Source organism: Micromonospora sp. WMMD712 (genome assembly GCF_029581295.1).
GTDB lineage: Bacteria > Actinomycetota > Actinomycetes > Mycobacteriales > Micromonosporaceae > Micromonospora > Micromonospora carbonacea.
Map to the genome: position 1 here is coordinate 5,296,267 of NZ_CP120743.1, position 17,990 is coordinate 5,314,256.

Annotated in this window: 13 protein-coding genes; 6 read left to right on the forward strand and 7 right to left on the reverse strand. The window is 71.3% G+C overall.

The annotated features are described in order from the left end of the window. Nucleotides 1-122: 122 nt before the first annotated feature. Genes O7633_RS23045 through O7633_RS23070 form a run of 6 tightly spaced genes read right to left on the reverse strand, consistent with a single transcriptional unit; the run spans nt 123 to nt 4,426 of the window. Entirely contained in the window at nt 123-263 is a 141-nt protein-coding gene (locus O7633_RS23045; protein ID WP_282323911.1) for a hypothetical protein, read from the reverse strand. Then, nucleotides 260-1,159 carry a hypothetical protein gene (locus tag O7633_RS23050; protein WP_282323912.1) on the reverse strand — a complete coding sequence of 300 codons (900 nt, stop codon included), beginning with the start codon at nt 1,157-1,159 and terminating at the stop codon, nt 260-262. The genes O7633_RS23045 and O7633_RS23050 overlap by 4 nt, the downstream gene beginning before the upstream one ends. Next, a complete protein-coding gene (locus O7633_RS23055; RefSeq protein ID WP_282323913.1) occupies nt 1,137-1,688 on the reverse strand; it encodes a DNA cytosine methyltransferase in 552 nt (183 codons plus the stop codon). The genes O7633_RS23050 and O7633_RS23055 overlap by 23 nt, the downstream gene beginning before the upstream one ends. Next, on the reverse strand, nt 1,685-2,551 hold the full coding sequence (locus tag O7633_RS23060; protein WP_282323914.1) for a hypothetical protein: 867 nt from the start codon (nt 2,549-2,551) through the stop codon (nt 1,685-1,687). The genes O7633_RS23055 and O7633_RS23060 overlap by 4 nt, the downstream gene beginning before the upstream one ends. Then, nucleotides 2,548-3,519 carry a DNA methyltransferase gene (locus O7633_RS23065; RefSeq protein ID WP_282323915.1) on the reverse strand — a complete coding sequence of 324 codons (972 nt, stop codon included), beginning with the start codon at nt 3,517-3,519 and terminating at the stop codon, nt 2,548-2,550. The genes O7633_RS23060 and O7633_RS23065 overlap by 4 nt, the downstream gene beginning before the upstream one ends. Further along, nucleotides 3,503-4,426, reverse strand: coding sequence for a hypothetical protein (locus O7633_RS23070; RefSeq protein WP_282323916.1), 924 nt, complete (start codon nt 4,424-4,426; stop codon nt 3,503-3,505). The genes O7633_RS23065 and O7633_RS23070 overlap by 17 nt, the downstream gene beginning before the upstream one ends. 831 nt (nt 4,427-5,257) lie before the next feature. Between O7633_RS23070 and O7633_RS23075 the strand changes: the two genes are divergently transcribed. Continuing rightward, nucleotides 5,258-6,157 carry a hypothetical protein gene (locus O7633_RS23075; RefSeq protein WP_282323917.1) on the forward strand — a complete coding sequence of 300 codons (900 nt, stop codon included), beginning with the start codon at nt 5,258-5,260 and terminating at the stop codon, nt 6,155-6,157. 447 nt (nt 6,158-6,604) lie between these two features. On the opposite strand, the gene O7633_RS23080 is transcribed toward O7633_RS23075, so the two are convergent. Then, a complete protein-coding gene (locus O7633_RS23080; protein WP_282323918.1) occupies nt 6,605-10,906 on the reverse strand; it encodes an AAA family ATPase in 4,302 nt (1,433 codons plus the stop codon). 498 nt (nt 10,907-11,404) lie between these two features. Between O7633_RS23080 and O7633_RS23085 the strand changes: the two genes are divergently transcribed. From O7633_RS23085 to O7633_RS23105, 5 genes are read left to right on the forward strand one after another with little or no spacing between them, the layout of a single operon-like run. Beyond that, nucleotides 11,405-11,785, forward strand: a complete 381-nt coding sequence (locus O7633_RS23085; protein WP_282323919.1) for a pilin — start codon at nt 11,405-11,407, stop codon at nt 11,783-11,785. Nucleotides 11,786-11,791: 6 nt separating this feature from the next. Beyond that, on the forward strand, nt 11,792-12,703 hold the full coding sequence (locus tag O7633_RS23090) for a type IV secretion system protein (RefSeq protein ID WP_282323920.1): 912 nt from the start codon (nt 11,792-11,794) through the stop codon (nt 12,701-12,703). Nucleotides 12,704-12,741: 38 nt separating this feature from the next. Continuing rightward, nucleotides 12,742-13,671, forward strand: a complete 930-nt coding sequence (locus tag O7633_RS23095) for a PrgI family protein (protein ID WP_282328623.1) — start codon at nt 12,742-12,744, stop codon at nt 13,669-13,671. Continuing rightward, complete coding sequence (locus O7633_RS23100; protein WP_282323921.1) at nt 13,668-15,458, forward strand: DUF87 domain-containing protein; 1,791 nt, start codon at nt 13,668-13,670, stop codon at nt 15,456-15,458. The genes O7633_RS23095 and O7633_RS23100 overlap by 4 nt, the downstream gene beginning before the upstream one ends. Nucleotides 15,459-15,493: 35 nt before the next feature. Next, nucleotides 15,494-17,968, forward strand: a complete 2,475-nt coding sequence (locus O7633_RS23105; RefSeq protein WP_282328624.1) for an ATP-binding protein — start codon at nt 15,494-15,496, stop codon at nt 17,966-17,968. Nucleotides 17,969-17,990 lie beyond the last annotated feature (22 nt).

Here is a 17,990-nt window from a genome sequence, read left to right on the forward strand (position 1 = left end):
CGGTACGGCCCTTGCGTGCCCTGCCGATGATCCGGGTCCCGTCGGCGTTGCCCGGCAGGTAGCGGGTGTGGGCAGGCGGGGATGCCGCCGTGCCACGCACCGGTGCCGTAGTCCCGCGATGATCAGAACGGCGGGCTGGTCGCGATGGCGTCGACGCTGCCATCGGGCATCGCGGCGAGCACCTGGCGGACGTCGCCGAGATACGGCTCGACCGGGCCGGCCTTCGAGTACCGGTACGTGTCCAGCGAGGTGCGATCGGTCATGCCGGCACCGCCCACCGGTGTGGGCATAGCAGCAGCCGCAACGCGGCGGCTGCTTGTTGCGGGACGACGCCGTTGCCGAGGACCCGCAGTGCGCCGGTGCGTGGCAACGCGAGCGCCGGGTCGGTGACCCACTGCGGGTCGAGGCCCATGAGCCATTCCACGAACGGTGGGGCCAGGACCGGTCTGCCGTGCTGTCCGGGTTGGGTCGGCTCTGGAACGGGTCGGCCGAGCGACACCTCCCACCGAGCTACCGCTTCGGCGTAGACGCCCCACCGGTCGGCATCGGGCCGGCCCAGTCCGGCGACGGTGGTGCGCAGGTCCGCGCCGCCGTCGCCGTGCCGGCCGGGTCCTCGCGCGTCGGAGGCGCGCGGGGTGGGCAGGTTCCGGGCCGGCACTCGCGCCGCTGCCGACGGCAGGGTGAGGTCCCCGTGTGAGCCGCGTTGCCCGGGGCAGCCCTTGGTGCCGTCGGTTGCTCTCGGGGTGGGGAGCAGCACCTGCGACAGCGGCGGCCGCCATCCGGCACCGGCGCGGCGGCCGGAGGTGCCGGTGTCGCTCGCGCGCGGGGTTGGTAGGAGTGGCGGAGGGGCTGGCTTCTTGCCACGCTGAGGCAGGTTGCCGCAGACCGCCGGTTCCAGGATCGGTTGCCCGGTGTCACGGTTGGTGCCGCTCATGGAGCCGGTGCTGCCTCCTGCGGTGGGTGTGGGCAGCAACTGCCCGGCGATACCGGCGAGGCTGGGCCGGCGGGTCGCCCCGGGCGAGGGGGACTTGTTCGACCCGTATGTCTCCGCGGTCGGTGTCGGCAGCAGGTGGTGGCGGGTGCCGGTCGGCTCGACCAGGTCCGGTAGCCCGTACTGGTGGCCGGGGCCCTTGCCGTCACGGGCGCAGGGTGTCGGCAACGTCCGCACCCCCTCCCCGGCGGTGAGTGGGGGTGGCCAGCAGGAACAGCCTGTCGCGTTGGTGGGCTGCGCCGATGTCGGATGCGCGTAGGCACGTCCAGCTCGTGTCGTACCCGATCGCGGCCAGGTCGGCGTGGACGACGTCGAGTCCTCGTCGCAGGAGGGCGGCGACGTTCTCCACGAACAGCAGCTGCGGTCGTAGTACGCGAACGGCTGCGGCGACGTGGTTCCAGACGCTGGAGTGCTGCCCGGTGATTCCGACGCGTTTGCCGGCGTTGCTGATGTCCTGGCAGGGGAATCCGGCGGTGAGGATGTCGACGGGGTCTGCCTGGGTCCAGTCGACGATGCTGATGTCGCCGAGGTTCGGGATGCCGGGCCAGTGGTGGGCGAGGACGGCGCTGGCGTGTCGGTCGGTTTCGGCGTACCAGGTGAGCCGGCCGCCGAGCACCAGCTCGACGGCCAGGTCGAGGCCTCCGTAGCCGGTGCAGACCGAGCCGACTCGTGGGGAAGTGGCGTGTGCAACGTTCACGCCACCTCCCCACGGCCTGCGGCGACGGGTGTCGTCGCGTTGTGCGGGCAGGTCCACGGCCCACAGCCGGGCGCGTCCGCCGGCCGGGGGCGCGGACGCAGCACCACCTCGTCGAGCGGCACCCGGGCCCTGTGCAGGAAAAACTGTCCCCGTAGTGGGTGCCCGTCGGCGTTGGCCTTCGCGGAACCGTTGCGAATCGCCCGGTCGAAGGCGACCGCCGCCGCCCACTCCGCCGGGCTGTGGGCCTTCAGGTCGGCCCAGAAGCTGTCGTCGTGGAACGGGCAGCCCACGCACGACGACTTCGGGGTGTCCCCGAGGCCCTGCTCGGCCAGGAACCGGAGACAGTCGGTCCGCCGCCACCCCAGGTCGAGCAGCGGATGGACATTGCGCATGTAGCCGACGTCGGAGTCCCGTGCCCGGCCGATCTCGTCCACGCTGATCCCGATTGCCATCTGCGCCCACACGTCGGCCGGCACCCGCGTCGGATGCGGGTAGCCGAGCCGGCGCCGCACCTCCGCCTTGATGGGTTTGATCTTGTACTCGCCCGTGCACTGCCGCCGGGCCATGCCCCGCTCACCGTTGGGCCCCAGGGTGAACAGGGGCATGGACGCGAAGCGGTGCTTCGGGTCGAGGGCGTCGGCTCGGATGTCTCCAGTGCTGACCCGCACGACCTCGACGCCGGCACTGCGGGCGATGCCGGTCAGACGGTCCAGATGGCGGTAGACCGCCGCCGGTTCCCAGGACGTGTCGGCGAAGATCGCCGCGTCGAACCCGGGGATCGTGCCCTGGGCGGCGAGCAGCAGGAGCGTGGTGCTCTGCACCCCCGCGCCCAGCGACAGGTAGCGGTGGCCGGGCGCGTTCACGTGACCACCCCGGTCCCGCCGTCGGTCGGTGTCCGCTTGGCGAGGATCAGGACGTCCTCGTGGGCGATGAGGTGCATCGGCACCCCACCGGCCCTCGCCTTACGCACCTGCTGGAGTTGGAAGAAGCTGGGGCGGGCGACGAGGTGCCCGTCGCGGACGGCGGCGAGGAGCGCGACGCACCGTTCGATCGGGACGAGGCCGGCGCGCAGGCCGGCGGCGATGACGGCGCTGGGCAGGTCGACCAGCTCGCCGCGCTTGCGCCACGGCCGGGCGGTGACCACGACGACGCCGCCGGGGCGCAGCAGGGTGGCGCAGCCGGCCAGGATCTGGGCGAATCCGTCGGCAAGGCCGGTCAGGTCGCGGTAGGCGAGGTTGCCCCGGTCCTCGCCGTCGTTGTACCGGTCGTCGTGCTTGACGACGCCGTCCGCGCCCGGGCGGACGAGGCCGTGGACGGTCGGCCCGTACGGCGGGGAGGTGACCACGAGCGCCACCTGCCCGGTGAGCGCCGCGGGCACGAGGGACATCAGGCGGGTGGAGTCGCCGCGGATCACCGACGCCCGTCCGGTGGCGCCCTGGTCGTGGGCGTGGCGGATGTTGGCATCGGCGATGTTCGACCACTGCGGCTCGTACTCGATGCCGAACGCGTCGCGGCCGGCGTGGACCGCCTCGACCAGGGTGGTGCCGATGCCGCACATCGGGTCCAGGACCAGGTCCCCGGGCCGGGTGTAGGCGCGTACCGCGTGGGCGGCGATCGCCGGCAGCATCCGGGCCGGGTGCTTGACCGATTCCGGCACGTACCGGCCTCGCCGCTGCACCGGGCCGGTGGATTGGGCGGTCGCCCACACGGACAGGACCTCAGGGTCGGCCGGGTGCGTGCCCTGGTAGTCCTCGGCTTCGGGGCTGGGGGTGTGGGGCGTGTTCGGGTGGGGCTGTCCGGGGGCGGGGTGCTGCTCAGGCACGGCGCTCACCGCCCTCGCGCCTGCGGTGCCGCCCCGGCTCGGCCGTCGGGGAAGGGCGCGGGGTGAACACCAGCAGGTCCGCGTGCACCCTCAGATGGGCGACCCGCCACCGCTCCGGATTGGCGTGGGCGAGGGTGAGCAGTTCCTCGTCGGTGACGTGGTAGACGAACTGGTCCCCGTCGGTGTCGGCCTCGACGGCGACGACGTGCTGCAGGTAGCCGAGACCCGCGCGGGAGGCCGCCGCCACGAGCGGCCCGAAGTCCTCCGGCGCGGTCTGTACGCCGGCGGGGACGCCGACGACGAGGACGAGGCAGCCCCCCGGGCGCAGCAGCCGCGCGCAGGCCGCGAGGAGCCAGGCGAGCCGGACCCGGGCGGGCGTGTCGGCCTCGTGCAGCGGCCAGCAGGCGACCACCAGGCTGGTGGTCGCGTCCCATAGGCCGTCCTGCGGCAGATGGGGGAGCGTGTCGGTGTCGGGCAGGTCGGGGTCGGTGAGGTCGTCGCCGAACCACTCGGCCAGCTCGGGCGGGTCCTGTCCGTCGTTGGTCTCGGGCTCGCCCGAGGTGGCGGGCGGGTGGGTGTCGGCGGCGGGGAGGCCGGTGGTGGCGGGTCCGATGATCAGGGTGGAGCTGTCGGTGAACCAGGCGCGGTGGTGCCGGCGGTCACCCCGGGCGCAGGTGGCGGCCAAGGCGTGGTCGGTGGTGAGGTCGACGACCGCCTCCCCAGGCCGGCTGTAGGCGGCGACGAGGCGGTAGGCCAGACGGGCGGGCAGGCTGGTGTCGGTCGCGATGCTGGTACGGGCCGTGCGCCAGACCGTGATCGGCACCGGCGGATCGCCGGCGATCAGGTCGACGAGTGCGGCATCGGCCGGCTCGACAGGCTCGGCCGGGTGGTGCGGGTGCGGCGTGTGCTCGCTCATATGGATGTCGGCTCCGCGCCGCGCCATGAAGCGCTGACACCCCCAAACCGGGCCGTGTGAGTCCCGGCGAACACTTGCCGACCTCACAACCGCCCACACAGCCCACGGGGCCCACCATCGAGGGTTCCGCTTCCGCAGCTCTCGCCAGGTGCCGACGATTGCTCCGTGAGGAACTCTGATCGGCGGTTCCTGTCAGTCACATCGAGTCACTGCCAGTGGTGATGTGCGGGGGTGCGGTCCATTCCATGGCGCCGGACCGAGGGCTCTGGGTACCGCCATGGACCATGGCGATGACCAGCGCTGTGAGGGATCCTCCGGCTGGCGTAGGGCCGGGCCGCTGTCATCGGCGTGGCCAGCGCAACGGGCTTCCGCCACTGGCGTGGGGGTGTCATCGATGACAGAGCTTCCCGGCTGTCACAGGGCGCATGACGGGGAAGCGGAGGCTGTCAGCGGAAAGCGGTGACAGCGGCGCGAGCCGGCCGCGACTGTCACCGGCTCGCAAACGCGACCGCTGTGAGCGTCGCCGACGCCTTGTCACAGGTCGCGGGTGGATGCCCGTCGCATCACTGTCGAAGCGATCGGTCACAGGCCTCTGTCAGGGTGTCACAGGGCAGGTCAAGTCACCCATGCCACTTCCTCGGCCAATCAGCCCTGTCGACGACAGTTCCTTCGCCGGCCTCTACGCGAGGGGCGGTTGGCCGGCGTTGGTCGGGGTTCAAGCCCCGCTGTCAGAGCACTGTGAGGCACCCGTGGCGAAATCAATGGCACCGCTCGCCGTGACGACACCGGCGACGGCACCGAACCCCTTCTCATTGTCATAGGAGCTTTGACATGAGCGTGTCCGACACGGGCTGGCCGACGTCCGCGCTTGACGCGGCGGCGACCGCCTTCGCCGCGTTGACGTGTGAACCCGATCCGCCGCTGGTGCTCGACTGCGCGGCCTTCGACACCGACACGGGCCTGCCCCGAAAGGTGATACCGCTGCCCGCCTTGCGGGACTGGCTGCTGCGCCACCCCCGCGCCTACACGGCGCGTGACGAGGTGTGGCGGGAGGTGATCCGCCGCGCACGGCTCGACGGACCGCACTGGGTGGTGGGCGCGGTCGGCATGGCGTTGCCGGCGCTGCGGCAGTACGCGGCCCGCCTGTGTGAGGGCTACGACGGTGACCCGGCGGACGTGGACGCCGAGATCCTGACCGGGTTCCTGACCGCGTTACGCGACCGGGTCGACCTGGCCACGGACGCCCCCTACGCGGGCCTGTGCAGGGCCGCGTGGCGGGCCGGCCACGACCTGCGGCTGCGCCAGCGCGCCTACTGCCCGGTGGAGGACATCGAACACGTCGCCGCCGGCCCCCGCACCCCGAAAGCACCCTACGGACACCCGGACCTGCTGGTCCGCCGTGCGGTCATCCTGGGAGTCCTCGACCCTGAGGACGAGCAGGCCTACATCGACGTGCGGCTCGGTCGCCGCTCAATCGAACCCATCGCGGACGCCAACGGCGTCAGCGTCGACGCGCTACGCATGCGGCTGTCGCGCATCGACGTCCGCATCGCCGAAGCCCTCGCCGACGGGCTGCTGACCGGAGTCGCGTCGCCGCAAACCCTGGCGCACCTTCGGACGCAGGCACAGCGGCGCGGTCGGCGGCGGACGGGGTGCGCCGCAGCCGACCGCCGCGACACCACCTCGACGCCGGCGGCTGCCCTGACGGTTGCCGCCCCATCTGTTCAGTAGCGGCTATGGCTTGACGTGGACGTCCAGTCAGGTAACCGTCGAGCTGCGCTCGGGGTGTGAGGGGCAACCGCACCCGGGTAGCGCGGATCACGCGGCAGCGCACCGTCGTGAGCCAGCGTCTACGCCGCCGTGAACGCACACCATCGCGAACCTGGTCGCCCCGCCGGTATCGGATCTGATCGGCCAGGACTTGACGGCAATAACACCGGAACCGGCGCTAGTGCGGCGATGTCACCTACCTGCGCGTCGGCGCCGGCTGACTGCATCTCGCCACTGTCGTCGACATCGCTATCCCTTGACTGACCGATTGGTCGATCAAATCCACATGCACACGAGACTGCTCCATCGCCGCCCCATACGCCACCATTCACCGCCTGCGGAACAGCTGGGCGGTCCGCAGGCATGGACTGTCTTCGTCATCAGGAGAAGTTGCAGGCGGTCCAGGTGCTAACCACATACTTTTTCATAGGGGAGGTCCGGAATGTATGCCTTCCACTCCTGGGTGCTGAGGGGCCTACCAGCTCGGGAGCACAGCAAACCGTAAGGGTCCGGTATCCATTCCGTTGGCCATAGTCGGGCCGTCCGCTCGCTGCTGCCTGTGGCGAGGGTTCGGCCGTCTGGGCTGAACGCGACCGAAGTCACGTCACCGCTGTGGCCGGTGAAGGTGATGACAGGCTTGCCGGTGGCCACGTCCCACAGCACGGCCATCCCGTTGTCGTCGATACCGCTGCCTGTGGCGAGGATCCTGCCGTCTGGGCTGAACGCCACCGAAGCAACTGAGCTGGTGCGGCCGGTGAGGGTGGTGAGGACCCGGCCGGTGGCTACGTCCCACAGTCGTGCTGTCCCGTCGTTGCTGCCTGTGGCGAGGGTTCGGCCGTTTGGGCTGAACGCGACCGCATTCACCGGTCGGGTGTGGCCGGGAAGCGTGGCGACAGGCTTGCCGGTGGCCACGTCCCACAGTCGTGCTGTCCCGTCGCTGCTGCCTGTGGCGAGGATCCTGCCGTCTGGGCTGAACGCCACCGAAGCAACTGAGCTGGTGCGGCCGGTGAGGGTGGTGAGGACCCGGCCGGTGGCTACGTCCCACAGTCGTGCTGTCCCGTCGTTGCTGCCTGTGGCGAGGGTTCGGCCGTTTGGGCTGAACGCGACCGCATTCACCGGTCGGGTGTGGCCGGGAAGCGTGGCGACAGGCTTGCCGGTGGCTACGTCCCACAGTCGTGCTGTCCCGTCGTTGCTGCCTGTGGCGAGGGTTCGGCCGTCTGGGCTGAACGCGACCGCATTCACCGGTCGGGTGTGGCCGGAAAGCGTGGCGACAGGCTTGCCGGTGGCCACCTCCCACAATACGGCTGTCCCGTTGATGTCCCTGAAATAGCGGTCGCCGGTGGCAGTGGCGAGGGTCCGGCCATCGGGGCTGAACGCGACCGAACGCACGAGGTTGGGGCCGGTGAGGGTGGTGACGGCCTGACCGGTGGCTAGGTCCCACAGTCGGGCCGTGCCATCGCCGCTGCCGGTGGCGAGAGACCTACCGTCGGGGCTGAACGCCACCGAAGCAACCGAGCGGGTGTGGCCGGTGAGGGTGGAGAGAAGCTGTCTGGTGGTCACGTCCCACAGTCGGGCCGTCCCATCGTCGCCCATGCCGCTGCCGCTGCCGGTGGCGAGGGTTCTGCCGTCGGGGCTGAACGCGACTGACCTTACGCTGCCGATGTGGCCGGTGAAGGTGGTGATGGGTTTGCCGGTGGCCGCCTTCCACAGTCGGGCCGTCCCGTCGTCGCTGCCTGTGGCGACGGTCCTGCCGTCGGGGCTGAACGCTACCGAGGCCACCATGTTGGTGTGGCCGGTAAGGGTGGTGATGGGTTTGCCGGTGGCCACCTCCCACAGCCGGACTGGCCCTTCTCTGGTGCCGCTGGCCAGGGTCCTGCCGTCGGGGCTGAAGGCTACCGAAGCCACCACGTCGGTGTCGCCGGTGAGGGTGGTGACGGCCTGGCCGGTGGTTACGTCCCACAGTCGGGCCGTTCCGTCACCGCTGCCAGTAGCCAGGGACTTCCCGTCCGGGCTGAACGTCACCGAGTCCACGTAGCTGGTGTGGCCGGTAAGAGTGGTGAGGGCCCGTGCGGTGGTTACGTCCCACAGCCGGGCCGTCCCGTCGATGCTGGTGGTGGCGAGGGTCCTGCCGTCCGGGCTAAGCGCTACCGAGAGCACGGAATCGGTGTGGCCGGTGAGGGTGGCGATGGCCCGTCCGGTGGTCACGTCCCACAGTCGTGCGGTCCCGGCGGCGCTACCGGTGGCGATGGTCCTGCCGTCGGGGTTGAAAGCCACCGAATTCACGGCATCGGTGTCGGTGAAGAGGCGCAGGGCCGGGTTGACCAGAGCCGCATACATGCTGGCCCGGCTCTCCGGGTTTGTGTTGATGCGCCAGGCCGCTGCGGCGAGCAGTTGCGCCCGAACGGGGTCACTGGTGCCGATGGTCTGGCTCTGGGCGGCGAGTTGCCGAGAGACGGCGATGGTGCGCTGCTGGGTCGCCTGGCGGCTGGCCTCGACAGCGAAGCCGGCGGCTACGGTGGCGGCGATGAGCATAAGGACGAGGATGGAGACGGTGCCGCGGCGACGCCGCGTTGCCCTGGTGTGGCTACGGTGCGCGTGTTGGAGGAATTGCTCGGCGGCGTCGGTCACCGCAGGGTAGCGGGCAGGATCGGTCCGCCATGCAGCGCGGGCGGATTGCACGGTGGCGAGGCGGGTGCCGCGATACAGGAAGGACGGGTCACGCTTGTGTGTGTCCCAGTCGGTGGCGTCGTTGATGAGCTGGCTGTAGAGGACGCGCCCGGCTTGGTCGTCTTCTAGCCAGGAGCGGAGCCTCGGCCACGCCTGTAGCAGGGTGTCGTGGGCGATCTCGACGGTGTCCTCGGCCAGCACCACCAGACGTCGTGCAGCAAACCCTTCCAGTACCGCTTCGACCTCCCCTTGACGGTCTGGCGGGCTGCCCGGATACGTATGCAGCTCGACAAGGCTGACCTGGCGGCGTGCGACATGGCCGTCGCGGGCCGTGAGCGTCATACGCACGAAGACGTCACGAGCGAGGTGTTGTTGGGCCGGGGTGAGAGCCTGGTAGACGGCTTCGGCGCTGGTCTGTACGGCGTGGGCCACGCCGCCGGTGGCGAGGTAACCACGCCGGGTCAGCCGCTGGTCCTGCCGGTTCTGCCAGGTCAGCAGCATGACCTGCGACAGCCACGGCAACGCTCCAACGCTGAACTCCTTGGTGGTGGTGGCGGCGCGCAGGTCAGCGAGGATGTCGTCGGCGAGGCCGTTGTCCAGCGTTAGCCCGGCGGCCTCGGCCGGCCCGGTGATGGCCTGCCGCAGCTCGGCCTCGGCCATGGGGCCAACGATGAATCCCCCGTTCTGTAACACGGGTACCAGCGCCGGGTTTGCGGCGCAGCGGTCCAGGAAGTCTCCCCGGAGCACGATGACGACTACCCCGGCTGGCGTGGGGGCACCGGCGGGTGCGGTTGCGATGGACAACAGCGCGGTGATGAACGCATGGGGGCCATGCTCTGCTTCAACCTCGCTTTGGGTGAGGGTGAACAGTTCCTCGAACTGGTCGACGACCACGATCAGTCGGCCATGCGAACGAACATCCTCTTGTGCCTGCGAGGGCAGGCCTGTGCTGTGGGCGAGTACTGCCTGGCGTGCCAGCAGATAGGTTTCGTGTGGTTGCTGCTCCAATCGAGTGCGTACCGAGACAGCGTCGGTGCCGACCAGCATTGCCAGGTGCGTGGCCAGTTCCGTCAGCGGCTTGGCGGTCGGGGTGATTACGATCCGGGGCCAGTCGGACGAACCTGTTACGGCCAGTTGCCCCTTGGCGATGGCGGGTAGCAGCCCTGCCCGTACCAGAGACGACTTGCCTACGCCGGATGCCCCGGTCACCACTACGCACGACACCTCGGTCAAGCACTGCTCCACCCGACCGGTGAGCTCGGCTGCTACCCGTTCACGTCCGTAGAAGACTTCGGCCTGACCTTCCTGAAACGGCCACAGGCCGAGATACGGAGGCTGGTCCCACCGTGGTAGGCCGGATGACGTTTCGCTACTGGTATCGCCGGCCGGGTGGGTGCGCGCAACCCGTTCGATGACGCTGAGCTGTTCGCGGATCAGCCGAAGCTGGGTGGCTTGCTGGCGGATGAGTTCACCCTCGTGCCGGCGTTCGGCCTCGAGCGTGAGAGAGTTTAGCTGTAGCCGGCTGACGGTGTCGCGGACCTCGTTGAGCACGAACCCGAACTCACTGAACTGGGTCGCCATACCACCCAACGCCGCAACCACTGTCCGCTGTAGTTCCTCGTCGCCGGTCTGGATCGCTGCCTCGATCGCCTCACGGGCCGCACCGATTTCCCGCAGGACGGCCGCGATCTCCACCCGCAGCTGGTCCGCATCGGCTTGGTCGGCGGCCAGTCCAGCCTGTATCCGGGCGAACAACTCGTCGACGGCAGCGGGAAGGGGGATGTCGCCGGCTGGGCGGGTGCGCCGCAGACTGTCGACCGCTGCGGTGACCACGTTTGTCAGTACATTGCCACCGACGGCACCGAGAGCACCGACGCCGGCGGTGACCACAGCGCCGGCGCTAGCTGAGGCGGCGACCACGGGAGCCAGTGCGTTCGCGCACAGGATCGCCATCAAGACGCCGTGTGACGCGCCCCGTAACCTGCCGGCACCGGTCACCATCGCGCGCACACCCGCCCGCATCTGACTGGTCTGCTCGCTCACGGCCTCTTGGAATGCCACCCGTCCACTATCGGCCATCGCCGCCACTTTCCACATAGACACCCACAGTTGCGCAGCAAGCAAGCTTCGGTACTGCTCTGCGGTTGCAGAAGCTGGTGAGCTATTCGTAGAAGTAGTCGAATGCGCTGTTCCCGCACTGTGAGCGTTCTGTGAGCGCGGCCTGTGTTCGCCACAGCTCACAGGACCCGGTTTGGGGGTGCGGGACCTGCGAGCTGTACCGCTCGCTGGTTCCGTCCGCCGCCGGGCGACACGAGGAACCGACGACCGTGTACCTCGGGTGCCGCGCCAGTTGATGCGCTGACACCACATCGAATGACCGCAACCCACCCAAGAGGGAGGACGAGCTCCTCCCGGGGCTCACGCGGTTCGTTCGCGTCTTCACCGACACCCGGCGGCGGCCCTTCTGGACCGCTTCGAGTAATCGCCGCGTCCCGCGCCGCGCCGTTCGGCGTCGCGGGGCGCGGCGGGAGGTGAATCGCAATGTCCCGCACCCCGCACCACACCGCTCGCGCCGAGCGAGCCGTCCGTATCGCCCTGCGCGTGACCGTGCCGTTGGCCGGTGTCGGCGTCGCTCTCGCGGTGGCGTCCGCCGCCTCCGCCGATCCCGGTGAGGCCGTCCGTGTGGCGGCGAACTCGCTGCCGGTGGTGATCGCCAACCTGCGCACCTGGCTCATGGGTCTCTTGGGCGCGGTCGCGACCCTGTTCCTGGTTCTGGCCGGCGTGTACTGGGCCACCGCTGGTGGTGATCCGTCGCAGGTGGAGAAAGCGAAGCTGGCCCTGCGTAACGCGTTGATCGGCTACGGGCTGGCCGTGCTCGCGCCGATCCTGCTGCAGGTCGTCCAGGGCATCGTCGGGGCCTGATCCGTCATGGGATGGTTCCTCGACCAGGCGGTCGGTTGGCTGACCGAGGCGATCCTGGCCTGCCTCACCACCGTCTTCGACCTGATCGTCGGCGTTCTGCTCACTACGCCGAAGGTCACCGTGCTTCCGCAGGTGCAGGCGCTCACCGGCCGGTCGGTCTGGATCGTGGACACCGTCTTCGTCCTCGCGTTCGTCGCCGCCGGGGTCATGGTCATGGCCGCCGGCGGCGACGAACAGTCCCGGTACACGGTCAAGGAACTGCTGCCTCGGCTGGTCGTCGGGTTCACCGCCTCCCACTTCTCCCAGCTGGCCTGCGCCCAGCTCATCGACCTCGCCAACGCCCTGACCGGGGCGATCAGCGGCGACCACTACGACGACGGCGGCGCGTTCACCGCGATCCAGAACCACCTCACCGCGGCGCAGGACCACATGGTCCCGCTGTTGTTCCTGGTCCTGGCCGTGATCATCACCGGGCTGGTCGTGACGTGCGCGGTCCAGGTGATCGGCAGGGTCGTGACGCTGCTGGTGATGACCGGGATCGCGCCGCTGGCGTTGGCGTGTCACGCGCTGCCGGCCACCGACGGGCTCGCCCGGCTGTGGTGGCGCGCCTACACCGGATGCCTGGCGGTCCCCGTCGCGCAGGCGTTCTTCCTCACCGCGGGCGAGCGGATGCTGCTCGACCCGGCGGTCATGCTGCCCGTGTTCGGTCTGCCCGTCGACCCCGGCGGCACACTGAACCTCCTGGTAGTCGTGGTCCTGCTGTGGACCACCGTCAAGATCCCCGGGCTGATGGCCCGCTGGGCGGGCCAGCCCGCACGAGGCGCCAACGTGCTCGGCGCGGCCGTGCGCGTCGTCGTGGTCCAGCAACTCACCCGCGCCGTTCCCGGCCTGAACACCCTCCGGAGGACCCTCAGATGACCAGACCCGAATCCGACGAGGCGCCGACCACGGCGCGGATGCCCGCCGACGTCGACGCCCCCGACAAGGTCGCCTACGGCCTGACGTTCCACCAGCTGGCGATCGTCGCCGCGGGCGCGCTCGTCGTCTACGGACTCTGGCAGGCGCTGCACACCCTCGTGGCGGCGCCGGTGCTGGCCGGCGCCGGTGTGGTGATCGGCGGGCTGGCCATCGGGGTGGCGCTCGGCCGCCGCGACGGCCTGTCGCTGGACGTGTGGCTGCTGCACGCCGTGCGCCACACCCGCGCCCCCCGCTGCCTGTCCACCGCCCCCACGGTCGGCGGCGGCGTGCCGGACTGGGTCGAGGCCCCCGCGGCCGGCCGGCAGTCGATGCCGGCGCCGTTGCGGCTGCCCGCCGACGCCATCGACGACGACGGGCAGGTCAGCCTCGGCGACGTCCGGGCGGCGGTTGTCGGCGCCACCACCGTGAACCTGGCGCTGCGCACCCCGGCGGAGCAGGCGGCGTTGGTCGACGGCTGGGGACGGTGGCTCAACAGCCTCTCGGCCCCGGTCCAGATCGTCGTGTCCGCGCAGCCGGTCGACCTCGCCTCCCACAGCCGGGCCCTCGCCGCCGCCGCGGACACCCAGCCGCACCCGCGGCTGCGGGCGGCGTGCGCCGACCACGCCGGTTTCCTCGCCGACCTCGCCGACGGCCGCGACCCGCTGCGCCGGCAGGTCCTCATCGTCACCCGCACCGCCGCAGGCGAACGCGGCCCGCACGCGGCGCGGCGACGCGCCGACGACACCGTCCGCGCGTTGTCCGGTCTTGGCGTCACACCCCGTGTCCTGGACGGCCCGGCGGTCACCGCCGCCCTCACCAGCGCGGCCGACCCCTACCGGCCGCCGCGCCCCGGCGGCCTGGCCGCCCCCGACGCCGTCATCACCGCCGCACCCGTACCCACCACCCGGAAGCAGAGGACACGATCATGACTAGTAGAAGACGACGCGGGGAAGGCGACGCGGGCGGGCCGGGTCGGACGGGTGCGGTGGAGTCGACCGTCGCGCCCGCCACCGTCGAGGTCACGCCCCGGTGGCTGCGCGTCGGCGACGGGTACGCGGCGACGCTGGTCGTGACCGGCTACCCGGCCGAGGTCGGTCCGGCGTGGCTGGAGCCGCTGCTGTCCTGGCCGGGCCGCCTCGACCTCGCGGTGCACATCGAACCCCTGCCGGCGCCGGTCGCCGCGTCCCGGCTGCGTCAGCAGCGGGCCCGCCTGGAGTCATCGAGGCGGGCCGACTCCGAGCGCGGCAGACTGGCCGACCCCTACGTCGACGCCGCCGCCGAGGACGCCGGTGACCTGGCCGAAAGGCTCGCCCGCGGCGCGGCGAAGCTGTTCCGCGTCGGCCTCTACCTGACAGTCCACGCCCGCTCCGAGGCCGAGCTGACGCAGGCGTGCGCGCAGGTGCGGGCCGCCGCCGCGTCCACCCTCCTCGACGTGCAACCGGCCACGTGGCGGCAACTCGCCGGCTGGAGCACCACCCTGCCCCTGGCCACCGACGGGCTACGCATGCCACGCACCATGGACACCCAAGCGCTGGCCGCCGCGTTCCCGCTGGCCAGCCCGGACCTGCCCGCCCCGCTCCCCGGAGACCCACCCACCACGGGTGGGGTCCTCTACGGGGTCAACCCGGCCAGCGCCGGCATCGTCTGGTGGGACCGCTGGGCGCAGGAGAACCACAACTCCATCGTCCTCGCCAGAAGCGGGGCGGGGAAGTCGTACTTCGTGAAGCTGGAGATCCTGCGCAGCCTCTACCAGGGCGTGCGGGTCGCGGTCGTGGACCCCGAGGACGAGTACCTGCGGCTGGCCGACGCGGTCGGCGGCACCATCGTCCGCCTCGGTCTGCCCGGCGTGAAGATCAACCCCCTCGACCTGCCCGTCGGCGACCGCCGCCCCGACACGCTGACCCGCCGCGCGCTGTTCCTGCACACCCTGATCAGCGTCCTGCTCGGCCAGCAGCCGCCACCGGCGGAGCGGGCCGCGCTGGACCGGGCCATCCTCGCCGTCTACCGGTCCGCCGGGATCACCGCCGACCCGGCCACCCACCACCGGCCCGCACCGCTGCTGCGCGACCTCGCCCAGACGCTGCACGCCGACGACGACCCGGCCGCCGCGACGCTGGCCGCGCGGCTCGCGCCGTGGGTGCGGGGCAGCTTCGCCGACCTGTTCGACGCCCCCACCACCCACACCCCGGACGGGCACCTGGTCGTGTGGTCGCTGCGGCACCTGCCCGACGAGCTGCGCACCGTCGGCACCCTGCTCGCCCTCGACTCGATCTGGCGCACCGTCGACGCCCCACAGCACCGGTCGCGGCGGCGGCTCGTGGTCGTCGACGAGGCGTGGCTGCTGATGCGCGACGGCGAAGGCGCCCGGTTCCTGTTCCGCATGTCAAAGGCGGCACGCAAGCGCAACGCCGGGCTGACCGTCATCACCCAGGACGCCGCCGACGTTCTCGGCACCGACCTCGGCCAGGCCGTGGTGTCCAACGCCGCCACCCAGATCCTGCTACGGCAGGCGCCGCAGGCCATCGACGCCGTCGGCGAGGCGTTCGGACTCACCGGCGGCGAACGGCGGCTGCTGCTGTCGGCCCGCCGCGGCCAGGGCCTGCTCATCTGCGGGGTGACCAGGACGAGCTTCGAGTCGGTCTCCTCCGACACCGAACACGCGCTGTGCACCACTGACCCGAGCGATCTGGCCGACGCCGATGAGGAGGACCTGTGACACCGACCGGCGCTCACCCGGCAGCCATCGTGTCGATGTCGGCGCCCGGCCCGACGTTCGGGCCGGGCGCCGACGTCATCGCGCCCCCTACCGAACCCGGGGCCGCCCTGGTCGACGCCGTCGTGTGGGCCACACAGCGGCCCTGGCTGGCCGCTGTCGCCGCCGCCGTGCTGGCCGCCTGGATCGCCGCCCGTAACCTGGTCGATGCCTGGCGGCACCGCCACCACACCCACGGGGCGCGTCTGGTGACGATCGCGCCGCCGCCCGACGTGGACCCCCGCGGCGCGGGCGCGTGGTGGGCGAACCTCGCCGGCGTGCTCACCCCATCACGGCGGCGGCGCCTGCTCTACGGCGCCCCGCACGTCGTGTGGCAGTACACCTGGTCCGGCCGGCAGCTGCTCATCTCGATCTGGGTGCCCGGCACCGTCCCACCCGGGGCGGTCGAGGCGGCGGTGCGGGCCGCGTGGCCCGGCTCGGCCACCACCACCGACACCAACCCGCCACCGCCGATCCCCCTGAACGCGCACCCGACGGTCGGCGGGCACGTGCTGCCGGTCTACGCGGAGTGGCTGCCGCTGTCCACCGACCACGACACCGACCCGCTGCGCCCGCTGATGTCCGCCGGCTCCCAACTGAAACCCGGCGAGCACGCGTGCGTGCAGGTTCTCGCCCGACCGGCCACCCCACGCCGGGCGGCACGGGCCCGCCGCGCGGTCGGGCGGCTACGGTCCGGCAAGACCGCCGTCCCGGCGATCAACCCGGTCGCGCCGCTGCTGTGGCTGCTCGACGCGTTCCTACCCGCCGGCGGCACCGGCCGAACCACGGTGCCCGCCGCCCGGCGGGACCCCGCCGTCGAACGGGACGTCCGCGCGATCCTGGACAAGACAGCGCACCCGCTGTGGCAGACCGGCATCCGCTACGCCGTCGCCACCACCAACAAGCGGCCCGCAGCCGACCCGCGTGGTCGGCTGCGGGGCATCGCCGACACCCTCGCCTCCGCGTTCGCCATCCACACCGGCCGCAACCGGCTCACCCACCGGACTCGGATGCGCGCTCCGGCGGCTGTCCTCGCCGGCCGCCGCCTCGGACCCGGATTCCTCACCTCCACCCCGGAACTCGCCGCCCTCGCCGCCCTGCCGCAGGATCTCGCCGTGCCCGGCCTCGACCGGGCGCGGGCCGCGTCCATGCCGGCGCCGGTCGCGGTCCCCGCAGGTGGGCGGGGGGTGAAGATGCTCGGCGACGCCGAGATCGGCGGCCACAGCGTCGGCCTGTCGGTGCCGGACGCGAGGTATCACATGCATGTGATCGGTTCGACGGGCTCCGGGAAGACCACCCTGCTGGTCAACCTGGCCCTCGATGACATCAAAGCCGGCCGGGGCACCGTCGTCATCGACCCGCACGGCGACCTCGTCCTGGACATCCTCGACCGGCTCCCCGCCACCATCGCCGACCGCGTCGTCCTGTTCGACCCCGACCAGGACAACCCGCCGACGCTGAACCCCCTCGAAGGCGACGACCCCGACCTCGTCGTCGACAACCTCGTGTCGATCTTCGGCACCATCTTCGCCAAGGCGTGGGGCCCGCGGATGGACGACGTCATGCGGGTCGCCTGCCTGACCCTGCTACGCCACAACAACGTGACCCTGCAGCACATCCCCCCGCTGCTCAACAGCCCCCAGTTCCGCTCCGCGATGACCGTGGACCTCGACGACCCGGCCGGGCTCAGCGGCTTCTGGCAGTGGTACGACAGCCTCAACGACAGCCTCCGCTCCCAGGTCATCGGCCCCGTCCTCGCCCGGCTGCGGTCCTTCCTGCTGCGCGACTTCGTCAAACGCACCATGCGGTACCCGAAATCCAGCTTCGACATGGGCAAGGTCCTCGACGGCGGCGTGCTGCTCGTCCGGATCCCCAAAGGCATCCTCGGCGAGGACACCAGCCGGCTGCTCGGCTCCCTGATCCTCGCCCAGGTGTGGCAGGCCGCCACCGCCCGCGCCGCCACCGCACCCGAACGCCGCCGCGACACCACCCTCATCATCGACGAGGCGCAGAACTTCCTCACCCTGGCCAACAGCCTCGACACGATGCTCGCCGAAGCCCGCAAGTACCGGCTGTCACTCGTCCTCGCCCACCAAGATCTGGCCCAGTTCCCCCGCGACCTGCTCGCCGCCGCCTCCGCCAACGCCCGCAACAAGGTCTACTTCACGTGCGCGCCCGAGGACGCGAAGGTCCTGTCCCGGCACACCCTGCCCGAACTCGGCGAACACGACCTCACCCACCTCGACGCCTACACCGCCGCCGCACGCCTAATCGTTGATGGACGACAGACCCCCGCGTTCACCATGCGCACCCGAGCGCCGAAACCGATCGTCGGCGAGGCCACCGCCATCCGGCAGGCCGCCGCCGCGGCGGTACCGGCCCAGGACACCAGCGCCATCGACGACCTCGTCGAACGACTCAGCCGCAAACCCGACGACAAGCGACGGACCCGCCCGAGAAGCGAACACCCCTGACCCGCCCCCGCCACGCAGGTGG

Bases quoted from the DNA above. Each gene is read 5' to 3' on its own strand.
- O7633_RS23045 (WP_282323911.1), bottom strand. From the start codon at position 263: ATGACCGATCGCACCTCGCTGGACACGTACCGGTACTCGAAGGCCGGC.
- O7633_RS23070 (WP_282323916.1), bottom strand. From the start codon at position 4,426: ATGAGCGAGCACACGCCGCACCCGCACCACCCGGCCGAGCCTGTCGAG.
- O7633_RS23085 (WP_282323919.1), top strand. From the start codon at position 11,405: ATGTCCCGCACCCCGCACCACACCGCTCGCGCCGAGCGAGCCGTCCGT.
- O7633_RS23095 (WP_282328623.1), top strand. From the start codon at position 12,742: ATGCCCGCCGACGTCGACGCCCCCGACAAGGTCGCCTACGGCCTGACG.
- O7633_RS23105 (WP_282328624.1), top strand. From the start codon at position 15,494: ATGTCGGCGCCCGGCCCGACGTTCGGGCCGGGCGCCGACGTCATCGCG.
- O7633_RS23100 (WP_282323921.1), top strand. From the start codon at position 13,668: ATGACTAGTAGAAGACGACGCGGGGAAGGCGACGCGGGCGGGCCGGGT.
- O7633_RS23090 (WP_282323920.1), top strand. From the start codon at position 11,792: ATGGGATGGTTCCTCGACCAGGCGGTCGGTTGGCTGACCGAGGCGATC.
- O7633_RS23075 (WP_282323917.1), top strand. From the start codon at position 5,258: ATGAGCGTGTCCGACACGGGCTGGCCGACGTCCGCGCTTGACGCGGCG.